The organism is Paraburkholderia fungorum, assembly GCF_046026025.1.
GTDB lineage: Bacteria > Pseudomonadota > Gammaproteobacteria > Burkholderiales > Burkholderiaceae > Paraburkholderia > Paraburkholderia fungorum_E.
The window spans coordinates 82,782-100,382 of record NZ_JAQQFL010000030.1 but is presented as its reverse complement, the minus strand read 5'-3'; the positions used below and the strand labels follow the sequence as shown (position 1 = coordinate 100,382).

Here is a 17,601-nt window from a genome sequence, read left to right as displayed (position 1 = left end):
CGTAGCTACCGTGTATCTCGCGGTTCGCCCGGCGGCGAATCTCACCGCTCAGCATGCCCTGCATGGCGAGTCGCCGGTTGCCGCGATTCGAGTTGCCCACATTCACGCTTATCCACGTTCCGGCTGACGCCGCCGTGCACCTTCGCTGCAAATAAACCAAACCAATGCAGCTTTTCAACCTCAGGAGACAAGTATGACCAGCAAGCTTCGCCGTTTGACGCTATCCGCGATCGCCGCCACGGCTCTCGCCGCACCCTTTGCCGCGCAATTCTCCGCGCACGCCGATCAGCCGCTCAAAGTCGGCTTCCTCGTGAAGATGCCGGAACAGGCCTGGTTCATCAACGAGCAGAAAGCCGCCACCGCGCTCGGTCAGAAGGACGGCTTCTCGGTGGTCAACATCGGCACGCCGGACGGTGAAAAAGTGCTGGCCGCGATCGACAACCTCGGTGCGCAAGGCGCGAAAGGTTTCGTGATCTGCGCGCCCGACGTGCGGCTCGGACCGGCGATTCAGGCGCGTGCGAAGCGCTACAACATGAAGTTCGTCACCGTCGACGACCAACTGGTCGACTCCACGGGCAAGCCGCTGCCGAACGTGCCGCATCTGGGCATGTCCGCGTTCAAGATCGGCAATCAGGTCGGCACGGCGATCTCTGAAGAGATGAAACGCCGCGGCTGGAAGCCGGAAGAAGTCGGCGCGTTGCGCATCACGAACTATGAATTGCCGACCGCCAAGCTGCGCACCGACGGCGCAACCGAAACCTTGTTGGCCGGCGGCTTCAAGAAGGAAAACATCTTCGACGCGCCGCAAAAGACCACGGATGACGAAGGCGGCTTCAACGCGTCATCGCCGGTGCTTGCTCAGCACCCGAACATCAAGAAGTGGGTGATCTTCGCGCTCAACGAGGAAAGCGTGCTGGGCGGCGTTCGCGCGACCGAACAACTGCACATCCCGGCGAGCGATGTGATCGGGGTCGGCATCAACGGTGCGGGCGAAGCGTTTGCCGAGTTCCAGAAGAAGGAACCGACGGGCTTCTACGGCACGATCGCCGTGAGCTCGACGATGCACGGCAAGGAGAGCACGGAAAACCTCGTCGAGTGGATCAAGGACGGCAAGCAGCCGCCGGCCGACACGCAAACCACCGGCAAGCTGATGGTGCGCGGCAACTGGCTGGACGTGCGTAAAGAGCTCGGCATTTAAGCGGTATTCGAGTCCGCACGCTGCGGGCCGTTTTTCGCGTTGAGGCTAAAGCTCATGCTAACGCTAACGCGAAATCGGCCCGTACAGGTTGTTCACCCGCAAGAGGCTTTCGATGACGGTTTCTCACACAGGCGAAACAGCGCTGCCCGCGCAGGCGCCCTCACCCACGCTGACGTCGGCTAACCCGTATCTGCAACTCGACGGCATCACCGTGCGCTTTCCCGGCGTGCTCGCGCTCGACCAGGTGTCGCTCGATGTGCGGCGTGGCGAAGTACACGGCTTGATGGGAGAGAACGGCGCCGGCAAGTCGACGCTGCTAAAAGTACTGTCCGGTGTGAATCAGCCGGCGGCGGGCACGTTGTCGCTCGATGGCGTCGAGCAACAGTTCATCACCACGAAGGCGGCCATCGCGGCGGGTGTCGCGATCATCTATCAGGAACTGCATCTGGTGCCCGAGCTGACGGTTGCGGAAAACCTGATGCTCGGTGCCCTTCCCAATCGATTCGGTCTGCTTGATGAAAAGGCGCTGATCGCACGCGCGGTGCGCGAGTTGGAAAGACTCGGCGAAAAGATCGACCCCGCGCAGCAGGTGAAAAATCTCTCGATCGGTCAGCGGCAGATGATCGAAATCGGCAAGGCGCTGATGCGCGATGCGCGCGTGATCGCGTTTGACGAACCAACCAGTTCGTTGTCGTCGCGCGAAACCCTGCAGCTATTCCGGATCATCCGCGCGCTGAAGGCCGAGGGCCGCGCGATTATCTACGTCACGCATCGGATGGATGAAGTGTACGAACTGTGCGACCGCGTGACGGTGTTTCGCGACGGCCGCCGCATCGATACGTTCGAAGCCGGCGAGGGACTCGATCGCGATCGCCTGATCAGTTGCATGGTGGGCCGTTCGATCGCGGACGTGTACGGCTATCGCTCACGCGAACTCGGCGGTGTCCGGCTCGAAGTCAGCGAATTGATGGGCCGCGGCTTACGCGAACCGGCTTCGTTCAGAGCTCGTAAAGGCGAAATCCTCGGCTTCTTCGGACTGGTCGGCGCGGGACGTTCCGAGTTGATGAAGCTCATCTACGGCGCGGTCAAACCGGCTGCCGGCGAGATCATGCTCAAAGGCAAGCGAGTGCGCTTCGCCACGCCGCGCGATGCCGTGCGTGCAGGCGTCGCACTGTGCCCCGAAGATCGCAAGCAGGAAGGCATCGTGTCGATCGCCTCCGTGTCCGACAACCTCAATATCAGTTGCCGCCGTCACTTCAGCCGCTTCAACGTGCTCAACGGCCGCAAGGAAGCGCAGATCGCCAAAGAGTTCATCGGCAAGCTCTCGATCAAGACGCGCAATGGTGACACGCCGATCGGCACCCTCTCTGGTGGCAATCAGCAGAAGGTGATTCTGTCGCGCTGGCTCGCTGAAGACATCGACGTGTTCCTGATGGACGAACCCACGCGCGGCATCGACGTCGGCGCGCGCAGCGAGATTTACGGTTTGCTGTATGGACTTGCCGAAGCGGGCCGCACGGTGATCGTCGTGTCGAGCGACCTGGCTGAAGTGATCGGCGTAGCGGATCGCGTGATCGTGATGAAGGAAGGTCGCATTGTCGGCGATCTGCCGAAAGCGCGGGCCACGCCCGATGCGTTGATCAAGCTCGCGCTGCCTCGTTAAGAACGCGGCACTTACCAGGCAACCGATGGCAACCGAACCGAATCGTGCCATTGAAAACGGAACAAACATTATGCACACACCCTCAACCGATTCTCCTACGTCAGCCGTCGCGCCCTCGGGCTTCAGCGCACGCGCCGCACGCACCTGGGACCTGATCAACAAGTCCGGCATCGTGATGGTGTTCATCATCCTGTTCGCGGCTTTGTCATTCACCGTGCCGGATTTTTTAAGCTCGCGAAATATCCAGGGCTTGCTGCTTTCCGTCACGCTGATCGGCTCGATCTCCGTGACGATGATGTTCGTACTCGCGTTGGGCGAAGTGGATCTGTCGGTGGCGTCGATCGTTGCGTTCGCGGGCGTGGTGGCGTCTACCTTGATCACCGCGACGCATAGCGTGACGCTCGGCATCGCTGCCGGCGTGCTCGCGGGTGGCGCGGTCGGGCTGGTCAACGGCGTGCTGGTCGCACGCTACAAGATCAATTCGCTGATTGTCACGCTCGCGATGATGGAGGTCGTGCGCGGCCTCGCCTACATCACGTCCAACGGCGACGCGGTGATGATTTCGGAGGAGCGTTTCTTCGACCTCGGCGGTGGCGCATTTCTCGGCATTTCGTATCCGATCTGGAGCAACATTGTCGGCTTCGTGCTGTTCGGTTTTCTGCTGAAGAAAACCGTGTTCGGCAAGAATGTGCTGGCCGTTGGTGGCAATAGCGAGGCCGCATTGCTCGCGGGCTTGCCCGTCACCCGAATCAAGATCACAGTATTCGTATTGCAGGGCCTCGTAACGGGTTTTGCAGGCGTGATGCTGGCATCGCGCATGAGTCTCGGCGACCCGAAAACATCGGTCGGTCTCGAACTCGGCGTGATCTCCGCATGCGTGCTCGGCGGCGTTTCGCTAACGGGCGGCGTCGCAACGATTTCCGGTGTGTTGGTCGGTGTGCTGATCATGGGCTCCGTGCAGGACGCAATGAGCCTGATGAACGTGCCGACCTTCTACCAATACCTGATTCGCGGCGGGATTCTGCTGCTCGCGGTGCTGTTCGATCAGTTCCGCCGCAGCAAGCGCGTGCACTGACGGGTATGCCCCCTCTCAACATGCTTGCCAAGAGGAGATTTCATGGCTGATTCCAACCAGACTAAGAAGCCGCTGCGCAGCCAGGCGTGGTTCGGTCTTAAGGACCGCGATGGTTTTCTGCATCGCTCATGGATGAAGAACCAGGGCATTCCACACGACGAATTCGACGGACGCCCCGTGATCGGCATCTGCAATACGTGGTCCGAACTGACGCCTTGCAACGCGCATTTTCGCGAGCTTGCCGAGTACGTGAAAAAAGGCGTACATGAAGCAGGCGGTTTGCCGCTCGAGTTTCCGGTGATGTCGCTCGGCGAGACCAATCTGCGGCCTACCGCGATGTTGTTTCGCAACCTCGCTTCGATGGACGTCGAGGAGTCGATTCGCGGCAATCCCATGGACGGCGTGATTCTGCTGGTCGGCTGTGACAAGACCACGCCCGCGCTGTTGATGGGCGCGGCGTCGTGCAATCTGCCGGCGCTCGCCGTCTCAGGTGGCCCGATGCTCAACGGACGGTTCCGTGGCAAGAACATCGGCTCCGGAACCGGTGTCTGGCAGATGTCCGAGGAAGTACGCGCCGGTACGATGACGCAGGAAGAATTCACCGAGGCCGAGTCGTGCATGAACCGCTCGCGTGGCCACTGCATGACGATGGGGACGGCGTCGACGATGGCCTCGATGGTCGAGTCGCTTGGCATGGGTTTGCCGCACAATGCGGCGATTCCGGCGGTCGATGCGCGCCGGCAAGTGCTCGCGCATCTGGCGGGCCGGCGCATCGTCGATATGGTTCGCGAGGACCTGACGATGGACAAGATCCTCACGCGCCAGGCGTTCGAAAACGCGATCCGCACCAATGCGGCGATCGGCGGCTCGACCAATGCGGTCGTGCATCTGATCGCGCTGGCCAAACGCATCGGCGTCGAGCTGTCGCTGGAGGACTGGGAGCTCGGCTCGGACGTACCGTGTCTGGTGAATCTGCAACCGTCGGGCGAATACCTGATGGAAGACTTTTACTACGCGGGCGGTTTGCCCGCCGTGCTCAAGCAACTCGGCGAGCAAGGGCTGCTGCATCGCGAAGCGCTGACGGTGAACGGCAAGACGATCTGGGACAACGTGCGCAACGCGCCGAATCATGACGAGAAGGTCATCACGACCTTCGCCGAGCCGTTCAAGCCGAAGGCCGGCATTGCGGTGCTCAAGGGCAATCTGGCGCCGAACGGCGCGGTGATCAAGCCGTCGGCCGCGACGCCGCAGTTGCTGAAGCATCGCGGCCGCGCGGTGGTGTTTGAGAATATCGAGGAATTGCACGCGAAGATCGACGACGATTCGCTCGACATCGACGAGCATTGCATCATGGTGCTCAAGGGGGCGGGGCCGAAAGGTTATCCGGGCTTTGCGGAAGTCGGCAACATGCCGCTGCCGAAGAAGGTGCTGCAAAAAGGCATCACGGATATGGTGCGCATTTCCGACGGACGCATGAGCGGCACCGCGTATGGTTCGGTGGTGCTGCACGTGTCGCCCGAAGCGGCCGCGGGCGGGCCGCTTGCGTTCGTGCAAACCGGCGACATGATCGAACTCGACGTGCAGGCGCGCCGTCTCCATCTGGACGTCACCGACGAAGAGCTCGCGCGCCGCCGTGCCGCGTGGCAGCCGCCTGCGCCGCCCGCGCGTGGTTACTACAAGCTCTACGTCGAACACGTGCTGCAAGCGGATCAGGGCGCGGATCTCGACTTTCTGGTCGGGTCGAGCGGCGCGCCAGTGCCGCGCGATTCGCATTGATCGCCGTTTGAACGGCTGGGCGTTTCTCCCTGCGCTTTGCGAGAAGGCGTATTGCCGATGCGGATCGAAAGCCCGCATCGGCTTTTTTTCGACTTCACACTTCACATGAGGGCAAACCGTGCGGAAATAAAAAATGGCTGGGCGCGTAATGCCCAGCCATTTTTTAACTCGCAGGTTCACCGCCCTCCCATTTTTAAAGTCGGCGGGCAGGCGTAGATTAAAACCCTATCAACGTCCGGCGTTTTGCCGGAGCGTTGGCGTTCAGCTTATTGCTTAATGAAACGATCGTTTGCCCAGAGGCCTTGCGTATCACTATTGGCGGCATTCACGAATTCGATATCATGACCGACCACGCGCACCACACGGAAACTCGAATTCTCCGGTGTGGAAACGCATTGATATCCGGAGAAGAATTCCTGCATCTTTTGCTGTTCGCCGGCTTGCGCATGCTGATCGGCGGCGTCGAGTTTATCTTTCGACAGACAACCATACGCGTTGGCCTTGAACTGAATGGTTTGCAGCGGCTTGACCATCGCGTCCTGCGCTTGAACAGAAGCGGCAGCCAAACCCGCAATGGCGAAAACAAGGGCGATTCGCGTTTTCATATTTTCCTCCGGTGCGGGCTGAATACTCAGGTTAGCTATGTATTTAACTTTAACGTCGAACCCGCACCTTGCACTTTAGGAGAACGCGAGAGAACGACAAGCACATCTTGTGTGCGGTCGCAACAGCGGCGAATTGTCGCACCACCTGTCGCACCTGCCTAAACCTTGTGCAACTGCTTAAACCGGGTGGATTGAAACGGATAACTAAAAGACGGGCAGGGCGCGCCGCTTTAACCAGTAAAGCTTTGCGGTACGTATTGGCGTAAACGAGAAGCACCAATTAAGTGATTTAATACAATTAGCGAGCGTGTTTGGTGCATTGCACACAAAGTCATTCGCCCGACTAATCAAAAATCACGAAATAACGGTGTGTGTACAGAAGATAAACGGTGCCAGGTGTACCAGGCGACGCCGCATGGCGTCGCTGGGGCATGCGTTGAGATCACTCAACCGTGCTGATCGGACTTGAAGAATTCGGACTGGAACATGCACATGCGTAATGCATTGTGATAGCGGCCGTTACCGAAAAACTCCTCGATGAGCTCGGCCTCGTGCCGGAAACCGCACTTCTCATAGACATGGATGGCAGCGGTATTCGATTTATCGACGATCAGATAGACCTTGCGCAGGTTCAGCACCGAAAACGCGTAGTCGACCGCGAGCTGCGTGGCGACGGTGGCGTAGCCGCGGCCCTGTGCGTGCGGCGCGATGATGATCTGAAACTCACCGCGCCGGTGGATATAGTCCAGCTCGATCAATTCGACGACGCCAACGGTTTGACCCGCATTGTCGATCGCCACGAAGCGGCGCTCGCGCAGATCGTGTACGTGCTGGTCGTACAACTGGGTCAGTTCAGAGAACGTTTCATAGGGCTCTTCGAACCAGTAACGCATGATCTTTGCGTTGTTGTTCACTTCGTGGACGAAGCGCAGATCGGTGCGCTCGAGCGGGCGCAAGGTGAGTTCGCTGCTGCGTTCGATAGTCATTGGATTCCCCTTGAGAATTATTGGTTTGAGCGCGCAAGCCCGAGGTGAGAACTGGGGCCGCGTTTCCTGTTAGTCCGGGCTCAGCGCGGGGAGTTCTTACAACGTCTGACGGCGGCGCAGACCGTTCTTGCAAGGCGTGAGGCGCCGCGCGGGTTCGGCGAGGGTGGGGTGGCGCATTGTCGCAGGCCGCTTTTCACGCGCTTATCGCAAATTTGTGAGGGGCCCGGCACCGTATGGGTACATGCCGTGCTCTACAATGAAATCATGCTCTTGCGATGGAGGCTACCGTGATCGAGCACTTGATACTAGGCGCCTTTCTGGTCATCCCGCTACTGATCGTCGCGTTTCTTTTCTCAGACGAATTGTGGCAGGAGCATCGGCATCTACACGAGATGCAGCCCATACCCGCGAAACCGCGGCGCATCGACTGGCGGCATCCGCTGCGCCGCGCGCGGCATCGGCATTGAGGCGATTGGACGCGCAAACAATCGGCAAATGACCCGCCAATGACCCGCAAATAAAAAAGCCTGCCGTTTCGGGCAGGCTAAAAAGAGATCCACACTCAATGCCTTGCGGGTACAAGGCAGACGCCAGTCTAGCCGTACAGCGAGCGCGGGTGGTTTCACCGGCCATTACACATATTACGGGGCGTGACCAGTCGCGTCGTCCTCGGCCTTTGCGGGGTCGGCAGGCGCGCGCCAGTGGTTGCGAATGCGCGTGGCCAGGGCTTCGAGCGTGGCCGCATCGGCGACATCCCGCGCATGCATGCGTAGTGCCTGTCCTTCCCAACGTGGGATCACGTGAAAATGCACGTGCGGCACTGTTTGCCCCGCCGCGGAGCCGTTGAACTGTCCGATGAACACGCCGTCAGGGCGCAAGGCCGCGCGAACGGCAATCGCGAGCTTCTGTGCCATGCGCATGCAGGCCACCGTCGAGGCGTCCGACAACTCGAAAATCTCAACCGCCGCTTCTTTCGGCACGACCAGCATGTGGCCGTCGGCTTGCGGCATCAAGTCCATGAAGGCCAGCGCGGCATCGCTTTCCGCCACTTTGATGCAGGGCAGTTCGCCGCGCAGAATCTTCGCGAAGGGATTGCTGTCGTCGTAGTTCATCACGCGTCCTTTGGGTTGCCGTACGGTTCAAGGTGGAGATGCTGTCAGCGATATTGTCCACCACCTCTGTTACAGCGCGCCGTATTTGTCCCTGTGCCCGGACCGGGCTGCCGGCAATCAGCTACTCACCGCCACCTGATTCTTGCCATCGCGTTTGGCCCGATACAGTCCGACGTCGGCGGCTTCGATCAATGTCGTCACCGGTTCGGTGGCGGACGGCACGATTGCCGCCGCGCCGATGCTGATCGTCACGACGCCGCTCGACGAACCGGCATGCGCAATGCCGAGTCCTTCGATTGCAAGGCGGATCTTTTCAGCAAGCAGGCGCAATCCGCCCGACGACGCACCCGGCAACACCACCGCAAATTCTTCGCCGCCAAATCGCGCCGCGAGATCGGGCGCGCGTCCCAGACACGATTCGATGGTTTGCGCGACGCGTTTGAGCACTTCGTCGCCGGCGACGTGCCCATAGGTGTCGTTGTAGGCCTTGAAGTTATCCACATCGATCATCAGAAAACCGAGGCCGGTGTTGTCGCGCGTGCCGCGACGCCATTCGGCGGCCAGGTACTGATCGAGGTAACGTCGATTCGACAAACCCGTCAAGCCGTCCGAATGCGTGAGCCGCTGCAGTTCCAGATTGGTCGCGAGCAACTGCTGTTGCGACTGGCGCAGGGCCCGATAGGCCTCGTCGCGCTGCAGCAGGTTCAGATACGAGCGCGAGTGATAGCGAATGCGCGCGATCAGCTCGATGCGATCCGGCAATTTCACGAGGTAGTCGTTCGCGCCGGCGGCGAAGGCCGCGCTCTTCACCAGCGGCTCCTCCTTGGTCGACAGCACGATGATCGGAATATCGCGGGTTGCCGGGTTCTGCCGGTATTGCCGCACGAGGGTGAGGCCGTCCGTGCCGGGCATGACGAGGTCTTGCAGGATCACCGTCGCGCGGGTTTCCTCCGCGCAGCGCAACGCCTCTTCAGGCGACGCACAGTAGTGAAAGTCGACGCTCCCTTCGTCGGCCAGCGCCTGCCGGACCGCCTCGGCGATGATCGCCTGATCGTCGACCAGCAACACCATGATTGGACATTCGGCCGCGGGAGGACTACCGAGGATGCGTGCTAACGCGTCGTCGATGGCGCTGTTGGGCGCGTCCTCCGCGTACCCCTGCGCGTTCGCGTCGTGTTCTGCGAGATCCGGCGCGGTGGCGTTCTGATGCGGTTTGGAAGTGTCCATGTTGGTCAGCCAGAATGAATGTCAGTGAGTCGTAGCGGGCTAATGTGTGGCTAGTGTGCGCTTGCCGGGCCGCTAGCGTGTGCCGACGGCGGTGGCGAGCGCGGCGGCGATACGGGGCAGGGGCAGAATCGCGACGGCGGCGTCGAGCGCCGCGGCCGCCTTCGGCATGCCGTACACGGCGCAGGTCGCCTCGTCCTGCGCAATCGTGTGGTAGCCCTTGGTGCGCATCGCCTTGAGCCCGATCGCGCCGTCGCGGCCCATGCCGGTCAGCAGCACGCCAATCGCGCGCGCCGGCCAGCGTGCCACCACGCTGTGAAAGAAAACGTCGACGGAAGGCCGGTAGGGCGTTTCGGCCGGCACCTTCGTATAGCCAAGCACGTTGGGCAATTTCAGGTGCAGATGATCGTCGGTGGCGGCGAGCAGGACGACGCCTGCTTGCGGCCGGTCGCCTTCACTTGCGATCCGCACCGGCAGCGCCGACTGCTGATTCAGCCAGTCGGCCATGCCGGCGGCGAATGCCGCGTCGACGTGCTGGACGATCACGACGGCCGCCGGGAAATCCTTCGGCAAACCGGCGAGCAGCGTGGCGAGCGCGGCCGGGCCGCCCGCCGAGGCGCCGATCGCAACCAGCGGGGTGTCGCGACTCGTCACGCTTTTCGGTTCCGCCGCCGCCGTGGCGCCCGGCGCGTTGCGCTCCGCGACCAGCGCGGCGATACGGTCGATCTTCGCGATCAGGGTGGCGATGCTCTTGTGCGCGTCCGGGCCGCTCAGTGAGGGCGTATCCACCGCATCGAGCGCGCCCGCGCCCATCGCTTCGTAGACGCGCCACGCATTCGCGCCCACGTCGACGGTCACGATCAGGATCGCGCACGGCGCTTTCGCCATGATGCGGCGCGTGGCTTCGATGCCGTCGACGTTCGGCATCACGAGATCCATCAGCACGATGTCGGGCCGCTGCGCGGTGCAGAAATCGACGGCCTGCTGGCCGTCCTGCGCGACCCACAACACCTCGTAGTCGTGGCGCGCGGCGAGTGCGCGGCGCAGCGCTTCGACGGCGAGGGGCAAGTCATTGACGATTCCGATTTTCATCCGTTTTACCCGTGCGTTTTACCTGTGCATTTAACCGTAAGCTTCGCCGATCAGATCGCGCACCGCGTCGAGCAATGCTTCGTCGTGGAAACTGCCTTTCGCCAGATAGTAATCCGCGCCCGCGTTCAGGCCGGCGCGGCGGTCCTCTTCTCGATCCTTGTACGAGACGATCATCACCGGCAGTGCCTGCAGGTGCGGATCGCGCTTGATGAGCGTGACGAGTTCGATGCCGTCCATTCTCGGCATGTCGATGTCGGTAATCACGAGGTCGAAGCGCTCGCTGCGCACCGCGTTCCAGCCGTCCATGCCGTCGACAGCGATCGTCACGTCGTAGCCCCGCGTGGCCAGCAGCTTGCGTTCGAGTTCGCGCACGGTGAGCGAATCGTCGACCACCAGCACGCGCCGCGTGACACGCCGGGCAGCGAGGGCCGCGCCGTGCTGCGTATGTTTCAGATCGCCGCCCGCCACCAGTTTTTCAACCGAGCGCAGCCAGTCGTCGACATCCGCGATCAGCACCGGGTCGCCGTTTTCCATCAGCGCGCCCGCGGTGATGTTCCTGATCTTGCCGAGACGCGGGTCGAGCGGCTGCACCACCAGCATCCGCTCGCCGAGAAAACGGTCGACCACCACGCCGTAGGTTGCTTCGCCGTCACCGATCACAACCAGGCTGACGAGCTCGGCTTCATTGGCGGGCGGCGCCGTGTCGAGAATTTGATGCGCGGTGACGACGCCGATGCGGTGGCCGTCGAAGGCAATGTGCTGATGACCTTCGAGCAATTCGATCTCGGCGCGGCTCACGTGCAGCGTGCGGTTCACATGCGCGAGCGGCACGGCGTACGGCTCGCCCGCGACTTCGACGAGCAGGCTGCGGATCACCGAGAGCGTGAGCGGCAACTGCAACTGCACGCGCGTGCCTGCGCGGGGTTCGTGCGTGATGCGCACCGCGCCGCGCACGCGCTTGACGACGTCGTACACCGCGTCGAGTCCAACGCCGCGGCCCGACACTTCGGTGACCTGATCGCGCAGCGAAAAGCCGGGCAGGAAGAGGAATTCGAGCAGTTCGGCTTCGGACAGACGCGCGGCGGTTTCAGCGCTCGCCAGTTTCTTGCGGACGATCGAGGCGCGCAATGCGTCGAGGTCGACGCCCGCGCCGTCGTCGGTGACGGTGATGAGCAGCGCGCCGGCAGTGTGACGCGCGTCGAGCGTGAGCGTGCCTTCTTCGGACTTGCCGTGCGCGACGCGCACCGCGGGCGCTTCAATACCGTGGTCGATCGCGTTGCGCAGCAGGTGGCCGAGCGGCGCTTCGAGCAGATCGAGGATGTCGCGGTCCACCTGAGTCGATTCGCCGATCAGTTGCCAGCGCACTTTCTTGCCGAGCGAACGCGCGACGTCGCGCACCATGCGCGCGAGACCGCCGGTGCCGTCGCCGAAGGGGCGCATCCGGCATTGCAGCGCGGCGTCGTAAAGCTGCTGCGACAGATGCGTGGAGCGGCGGTCGAAGCTCTCCAGATCGGCCAGACGCTCGGCGAGCAGATGCTGCGATTCCGCGGTGAGGCGGCGCAATTCTTCGAGCGCGGCGTGCGCGCGCGGGTCGAGCTTCAGGTCGGCGAGCGTTTCGTGCAACTGATCCAGCGCGCGTGAGCCATCGCGTTGGACGCGCTTGACGCGCAGCATCGATTGCGCGAAGGGTTTGAGCCAGCGCGATTCGACCAGCGATTCGCCGGACAAGGAGAGGAGCCGGTCGAGGTTGTCGGCGCGTACGCGCAGCATGCGGCCGGGGTCGGTTGTCGGGGCGCTTGCTTCGTTCGGGGTGGATGCGGTTGTGATCGACGATCCAGAGGCGCCTGAAGGCGCGACCGGGATTGCGGTGGCGGCCGCCGAGGCGCTTGAAGAAGCGAACGGGGTGCCAGAGGCGAGCGCGGACGCATGTGCAGACGTGCTGGCCGGTGCGGCTGAGGCGGGTGTCGCTTCGGCGCGCAGGGCGCTGGCCAGCAGGTTGAATGCGGCGTCAGCGTCATGGTCAGCGCCGGCGGATGCAGTTTGCGGGTTGGTGGCTACGCTGGGTGCAGATGCAGATCCGCCGACGCGGGCAGGACCCGCGGCAGGCGTCGTGGCGACCTGCGGCACAGCTTCCCGGCGCAATGCCGCGCCATGCGGCGCGACGCCCGTCATACGCGCTTGCAACGCTTCCACGCACGCACTCACCGCGTCACGCGCCGACTCGTCCTCGTCATTGCCGATGCGTGCAACGATATCGACACCGCGCAGCAACTCGTCGATCCAGGCGGCATCGAGCAACGCGCGCCCTTCCTGCGCCGCGACGAAGCAATCTTCCATGGCGTGCGCGAGTTCGACACCCACCTGCACGCCGACGATACGCGCCGCACCCTTCAGTGAATGCGCCGCGCGCATGCAGGCCTCGAGCGCGGCGGCATCGCGCGGTGTGCGCTCGAGGGCGAGCAGGCCGTCGTTGAGCACGCGTGCCTGGGTCCGCGCTTCTTCGCGGAAGAGATCGATCAGCGACGGGCGGCGCGGGTCGTCCGTCATCCGAGACTCCGGTTCAAGGTGTTGAACAACGCATCGGCGTCGAGCAGGCCGACTGTCACGCCGCGCCACGGGGCCACGGCGCGCGTATGCGCGGCGGCCGCGTGCGAGAGCGTCGCGGGCGGCGAGCAGAAAGTGGTGAGCGCGATCCGATGCACGCCGTCGACCTGGTCGACGGGCAACACCGCGTGCTCCTCGGCGCGCGACACCACCAGCAAACGCGGCAGATCGTGGCGCGACTGATCGTTGCCCGCGCTGGTGTCGGCCTCGAAACCGAGCAGATGCGCGAGCGACAGACACACCAGCAAGTCGCCCTGCACATTCACCACGCCCAGCACCGCGCGATGCTGCCGATGCGGCAACGTATGAATCGGCCGCGTCTGAACGATGCGTTTAAAGATCGGCGTGGGCAGCGCGAGCCATTCGCGGCCAATCCGGAAAATGAGGAACGATTCGCTTGCACCTTGCGGATCATGTCGCCGCTCCATCTGTTGCGCCGGCGTGTCGGCGTCATGCAGCGCGAGATCCACCAGCGGAATCGGACGCTCCAGCAATTTGGCGGCGGCTGCTTCGAACACGGGGCAATTCAGACAGCGCACGTAATCGACCAGCCGCTCGCACGACGAATCGCCGCGTACGCCAATGCGGTTCCAGCAATCGTCGAAGTTCACCGTGCGCTCTTCAACCACGTTGCGCTCCCTGCGCGCGCGACGCGCGTTCCATCAACAGACGCGCGCCGTTGCGATCGCCTTCGAGTTCGAGCAGCGTCGCCAGATGCGCGAGCGCCTCGGTGTGCTGCGGGTCGAGGTAGAGCGCCTTGCGATACTGGCCGCGTGCGAGGTTGGTATCGCCGCCGGCGTCGGCCAGCACGCCGAGCAGGTAGAACGCATCGGCATGCGGCGCGTGCTGTTCCAGATAAGCGTTGATCGCGTTCGCGGCTTCCGTCAGGCGGCCTGCATCGGCTAGTTCGCGCGCGGCTTGCAGCGTGTCACGAGCGGCGTTGGTCGGCAAGGTGACGTGCGGCTGCATCAGGTCGCCCGATGGCGACGCGGGCCTCAACGGATTGGCCGTGCGGCCCGGCATACCGTTAACCGGCAAGGGCGGCGGCATCGCTTGAGCTGGTGTCGCGTGAGGCTCCGCACCATTGAAGAACGGCTGCGGCGAACCCGTCTCGAGCGGCGTGCGCGCCACCGGATCGGGCCACGCGAAAGGCTCTGCCGAGAACACTTGCAGCGGCGCGAGCGCGGGCACTGGCGAATGCGTCATCGCGAGTGCCGCGGCGGTCGCGAGCGGCGCGGTGTGCCAGCCGTCGAATTGCGTTTCTGTGGGCGTGGCTCGGCGGAACGCGAACGCCAGCGGAATCTTTGCGGACTGCATACCGTAACGCATCAACAGCCCGGTTTCCGCGGGGCCGACGAAGAGCGTGCCGTTTTCGGCCAGCACGTTATTGAGCGCATGCAGGGCCGTTTGTTGTGCGTCGCGGTCGAAGTAAATCAGCACGTTGCGACAGAACACGAAGTCGTAGACGCCGAGCGCGGTGGCATCGAGTTGCATCAGGTTGGCGCGCGAAAACCGGACCGCGTCGACGATACGCGGCGCGAGACGCCAGCCGTCTTCGGTGCGCGTGAAGTGGGCGTCGCGAAACGGGAACGCATTGCCGCGAAACGAGTTGCGGGTGTAGACGGCGCGCTGCGCGAAGGCCAGCGAGCGCTCGCTGATGTCCATGGCGTCGATGCGCATCTGCGCCGCGTCGATACCGGTGTCGAGCAACGTCATCGCGATCGTGTACGGCTCTTCGCCGGTGGAGCAGGGCAGGCTCAGGATTCTCAGCGGCAACGCGGTGCCGCGCTCGTCAAGGCGTTCGTGCGCGAGACGCGCGAGCGCTTTGAACGCGTCGGCGTCGCGATAGAACCAGGTCTCCGGCACCACCACCGTTTCGACCAGCGCCTGCACCATGGCGGGCGACGCTTGCGCGGCTTCCCAGTAGTCGGTGAGCGTGGCGTCGGCGTGACCTTCCGCGCACCAGGCGGCGGCGCGTTGATCGACCGCGCGTTCGATCGCGCTATGACCGAGCGACGCCGCATCGAGCCCGATGGTTCGATGCAGCAGATCGGTGAAGCGTCGATAGAGCGGCGCGTTGTCGTGATGCGCGTTCATGCGTGCGCCTCGGGAAACAGCAGGGCTTTGACGTCGTCGGGCAGCAGATGCTCGACGCGAATCCATTGCACCAGACCGCCTGCTTCGCTCGCGACGGGACCCAGATAGCGCGCGTGCGGCATGTCGATGCCGGCATCCCGAAACGCGTCGGCGTCGAGGCGCAGGGTGCGCGTCGCGCCTTCCAGCAGGAGCGCGAGCAGGCGCACCGTGCCCGCATGCGGATAGCGCACCAGCACGACACGGGTCGACATCAACTGCGCGGCGGGGCGGCCGAGTGCGAGCGCCGGCAGATCGATCACCGGCAGCGGTGCGCCGTCATGTTCGAGCACACCCGCGACCCACGACGGCGCGCCGGGGATCGTCTTCGGCGGCGACTGCGGCGTGAGCGGCATCAGACGCTCCACCTGCGTCGCGTCGATCACGTAGCGTTCGCTATCGAGCGTGAAGAGGATGAAGAGCATCGGCGTAGGCTGGGTTGAGTGACGTACGGAGTGATCTGCTTCAGTGTGTGCCTGAATGAGCGCGCTGCCGCGCGTCAGGCCACCACCTTGAAGCGCGATACGCCAGTGCGCAGACTATTGGCGACATGCGTCAGGTCGTCGATCGCCTGGGTCGACTGGCGCAGCGATTCCGCCGTTTGCTGCGCGGCCTCCGAAAGCTGCGTCAGCGCCTGGGTAATCTGCTCGGCGCCGGTGGCTTGCGTCTGCATGCCTTCGTTGACCATCGAGAAGCGCGGCGCGAGCGCCTGCACCTGCTGGATGATCTGCGTGAGATGGCCGCCCACGTTCTGCACGTCGAGCATGCCGCGGCGCACTTCTTCGGAGAACTTGTCCATGCCCATCACGCCCGCCGCCACCGCCGACTGGATCTCCTTGACCATCTGTTCGATGTCGTAGGTCGCGACGGCGGTCTGATCCGCGAGGCGGCGAATTTCGGTTGCCACGACCGCGAAGCCGCGACCGTATTCACCGGCTTTTTCTGCTTCGATCGCCGCGTTCAGCGAGAGCAGGTTAGTCTGATCCGCGACCTTGGTGATGGTGGCGACGACCTGGTTGATGTTGCTGGCTTTCTCGTTGAGGATCGCGAGCTTCGCGTTGACCGAACCGGCCGCTTCCATCACGAGGCGCATGGTGTCTTCCATGCGGGCGAGACCAGCGTGACCGGTGCCGGCGAGCGCCGCCGATTGTCCGGCCACTTCGGAGACTTCATTCATCGTGCGCAGCAGATCGCGCGAGGTCGCGAAGATTTCGCGCGACGTGGCGCCGATCTCGGTGGTGGTCGCCGCGGTTTCGTTCGCGGTGGCTTGCTGTTCGCGCGAGGTCGCGGCGATTTCCGTCACCGAGGTGGTCACCTGGACCGCCGACTTCTGCGCCTGGCCGACCAGCGCGGTGAGCTCGTCGGTCATGCGGTTAAAGCCCGCTTCGAGCGCGCCGATTTCGTCCGCGCGATTCAGTTGCAGACGTTGCGTGAGGTCGCCCGTGCGCATGACATCGACAACTTGCAACACCTTCGCCATTGGCGTGGTGACCGCGCGCAGCAGCCAGTAACCGGCCAGTATGGCGGCGATGGCGGCGAGCAGCAGCATCACGAGCAGCACGATACGCGTCGTTTCGACCGACTTGCGGATGCTTTCAGCGGACTGGTCGGCATAGGTTTTGTTGTTCTCGACCAGCTTGCGCACCGAGAGGCGGCCCGTTTCCCAGACCGGCGTGAGCTGCTCGTTGAAGATATGCGCGGCGTTCTCTTTCGAAACCGACAGCGCGCCGATCAGCGACGCCTGGACCGGCAAATATTGCGTGTATTGCTGGCGGAAGTCATTGAAGAGATCGCGGTCTTCCTGACGGAAGATGGTGTTGCCGTAATCGCTGAGCAGCTTCTGAAGCGTTTGCTGTGTTTCGGTGAGCCGCGTGCTGTCGCGCTTCACGGCATCCGGACCCTCATCGACATAGATGAGGCGCTGCGTGACGGTGTAGTTCTCGAACCAGGCCGCGCGCATGGCGGTCGCGTAGTAGAGGCCGGGCATCGAGTCCTGCTGCTGGCTCTTCGCGTCGTGGTCGATGCCGCCGAGTTGCTCGAAAGTGACGATTGCCATTGTCAGCATCACGATCAGCACGATCCCGAAACTGCACAGAATCCGTTGCCGGATGGTCCATTGTTTCACGCGCACGC

General features: G+C 63.1%; 15 protein-coding genes. 5 read left to right on the top strand and 10 right to left on the bottom strand.

Annotated elements, in window-relative coordinates; genetic code table 11:
* The first annotated feature begins 193 nt into the window (after positions 1-193).
* From PQR67_RS27955 to PQR67_RS27940, 4 genes are all read left to right on the top strand, one after another.
* Positions 194-1,198 (top strand): arabinose ABC transporter substrate-binding protein, encoded by a 1,005-nt coding sequence (locus PQR67_RS27955; protein ID WP_408466075.1) that lies wholly within the window; start codon positions 194-196, stop codon positions 1,196-1,198.
* A gap of 112 nt (positions 1,199-1,310) precedes the next feature.
* On the top strand, positions 1,311-2,861 hold the full coding sequence (gene araG / locus PQR67_RS27950; protein ID WP_408466074.1) for an L-arabinose ABC transporter ATP-binding protein AraG: 1,551 nt from the start codon (positions 1,311-1,313) through the stop codon (positions 2,859-2,861).
* Positions 2,862-2,931: 70 nt separating this feature from the next.
* A complete protein-coding gene (araH, locus tag PQR67_RS27945) occupies positions 2,932-3,936 on the top strand; it encodes an L-arabinose ABC transporter permease AraH (protein ID WP_408466073.1) in 1,005 nt (334 codons plus the stop codon).
* Positions 3,937-3,978: 42 nt separating this feature from the next.
* Positions 3,979-5,712: an IlvD/Edd family dehydratase gene (locus PQR67_RS27940; RefSeq protein ID WP_408466072.1), complete on the top strand. Its 1,734-nt coding sequence runs from the start codon at positions 3,979-3,981 to the stop codon at positions 5,710-5,712.
* A gap of 266 nt (positions 5,713-5,978) precedes the next feature.
* Here PQR67_RS27940 and sap1 read toward each other — a convergent pair whose 3' ends face one another.
* Both sap1 and speG read right to left on the bottom strand, forming a co-directional pair.
* Positions 5,979-6,317: a surface attachment protein Sap1 gene (gene sap1, locus PQR67_RS27935; protein ID WP_408466071.1), complete on the bottom strand. Its 339-nt coding sequence runs from the start codon at positions 6,315-6,317 to the stop codon at positions 5,979-5,981.
* A gap of 446 nt (positions 6,318-6,763) precedes the next feature.
* Entirely contained in the window at positions 6,764-7,303 is a 540-nt protein-coding gene (speG, locus tag PQR67_RS27930; protein WP_408466070.1) for a spermidine N1-acetyltransferase, read from the bottom strand.
* A gap of 287 nt (positions 7,304-7,590) precedes the next feature.
* Between speG and PQR67_RS27925 the strand changes: the two genes are divergently transcribed.
* Complete coding sequence (locus tag PQR67_RS27925) at positions 7,591-7,770, top strand: hypothetical protein (protein WP_408466069.1); 180 nt, start codon at positions 7,591-7,593, stop codon at positions 7,768-7,770.
* Positions 7,771-7,944: 174 nt separating this feature from the next.
* Here the strand turns inward: PQR67_RS27925 and PQR67_RS27920 are convergent, their stop codons facing one another.
* The 8 genes from PQR67_RS27920 to PQR67_RS27885 all read right to left on the bottom strand — a co-directional run bounded on the left by PQR67_RS27920 (position 7,945) and on the right by PQR67_RS27885 (position 17,599).
* The gene (locus tag PQR67_RS27920) at positions 7,945-8,415 is read right to left on the bottom strand and encodes an HIT family protein (protein ID WP_408466068.1); all 471 of its coding nucleotides are present in this window, start codon (positions 8,413-8,415) and stop codon (positions 7,945-7,947) included.
* Between the two features lie 117 nt (positions 8,416-8,532).
* Positions 8,533-9,642, bottom strand: coding sequence for a diguanylate cyclase (locus PQR67_RS27915; RefSeq protein WP_408466067.1), 1,110 nt, complete (start codon positions 9,640-9,642; stop codon positions 8,533-8,535).
* A gap of 72 nt (positions 9,643-9,714) precedes the next feature.
* Positions 9,715-10,731, bottom strand: coding sequence for a chemotaxis response regulator protein-glutamate methylesterase (locus PQR67_RS27910; protein WP_408466066.1), 1,017 nt, complete (start codon positions 10,729-10,731; stop codon positions 9,715-9,717).
* Between the two features lie 30 nt (positions 10,732-10,761).
* Complete coding sequence (locus tag PQR67_RS27905) at positions 10,762-13,278, bottom strand: hybrid sensor histidine kinase/response regulator (protein ID WP_408466065.1); 2,517 nt, start codon at positions 13,276-13,278, stop codon at positions 10,762-10,764.
* Positions 13,275-13,964: a chemotaxis protein CheW gene (locus PQR67_RS27900; protein WP_408466064.1), complete on the bottom strand. Its 690-nt coding sequence runs from the start codon at positions 13,962-13,964 to the stop codon at positions 13,275-13,277. The genes PQR67_RS27905 and PQR67_RS27900 overlap by 4 nt, the downstream gene beginning before the upstream one ends.
* On the bottom strand, positions 13,957-15,432 hold the full coding sequence (locus tag PQR67_RS27895) for a CheR family methyltransferase (RefSeq protein ID WP_408466063.1): 1,476 nt from the start codon (positions 15,430-15,432) through the stop codon (positions 13,957-13,959). Before PQR67_RS27895 ends, PQR67_RS27900 begins: the two co-directional genes overlap by 8 nt.
* Complete coding sequence (locus PQR67_RS27890; RefSeq protein ID WP_408466062.1) at positions 15,429-15,893, bottom strand: chemotaxis protein CheW; 465 nt, start codon at positions 15,891-15,893, stop codon at positions 15,429-15,431. The genes PQR67_RS27895 and PQR67_RS27890 overlap by 4 nt, the downstream gene beginning before the upstream one ends.
* A gap of 74 nt (positions 15,894-15,967) precedes the next feature.
* On the bottom strand, positions 15,968-17,599 hold the full coding sequence (locus PQR67_RS27885) for a methyl-accepting chemotaxis protein (protein WP_408466061.1): 1,632 nt from the start codon (positions 17,597-17,599) through the stop codon (positions 15,968-15,970).
* Positions 17,600-17,601 lie beyond the last annotated feature (2 nt).

Excerpts from the sequence above, each read along its gene's own strand:
- PQR67_RS27940 (WP_408466072.1), top strand. The coding sequence starts at position 3,979 with ATGGCTGATTCCAACCAGACTAAGAAGCCGCTGCGCAGCCAGGCGTGG.
- PQR67_RS27905 (WP_408466065.1), bottom strand. The coding sequence starts at position 13,278 with ATGACGGACGACCCGCGCCGCCCGTCGCTGATCGATCTCTTCCGCGAA.
- araG (WP_408466074.1), top strand. The coding sequence starts at position 1,311 with ATGACGGTTTCTCACACAGGCGAAACAGCGCTGCCCGCGCAGGCGCCC.
- PQR67_RS27910 (WP_408466066.1), bottom strand. The coding sequence starts at position 10,731 with ATGAAAATCGGAATCGTCAATGACTTGCCCCTCGCCGTCGAAGCGCTG.
- sap1 (WP_408466071.1), bottom strand. The coding sequence starts at position 6,317 with ATGAAAACGCGAATCGCCCTTGTTTTCGCCATTGCGGGTTTGGCTGCC.
- speG (WP_408466070.1), bottom strand. The coding sequence starts at position 7,303 with ATGACTATCGAACGCAGCAGCGAACTCACCTTGCGCCCGCTCGAGCGC.
- PQR67_RS27920 (WP_408466068.1), bottom strand. The coding sequence starts at position 8,415 with ATGAACTACGACGACAGCAATCCCTTCGCGAAGATTCTGCGCGGCGAA.
- PQR67_RS27895 (WP_408466063.1), bottom strand. The coding sequence starts at position 15,432 with ATGAACGCGCATCACGACAACGCGCCGCTCTATCGACGCTTCACCGAT.
- PQR67_RS27890 (WP_408466062.1), bottom strand. The coding sequence starts at position 15,893 with ATGCTCTTCATCCTCTTCACGCTCGATAGCGAACGCTACGTGATCGAC.
- PQR67_RS27915 (WP_408466067.1), bottom strand. The coding sequence starts at position 9,642 with ATGGACACTTCCAAACCGCATCAGAACGCCACCGCGCCGGATCTCGCA.
- araH (WP_408466073.1), top strand. The coding sequence starts at position 2,932 with ATGCACACACCCTCAACCGATTCTCCTACGTCAGCCGTCGCGCCCTCG.
- PQR67_RS27955 (WP_408466075.1), top strand. The coding sequence starts at position 194 with ATGACCAGCAAGCTTCGCCGTTTGACGCTATCCGCGATCGCCGCCACG.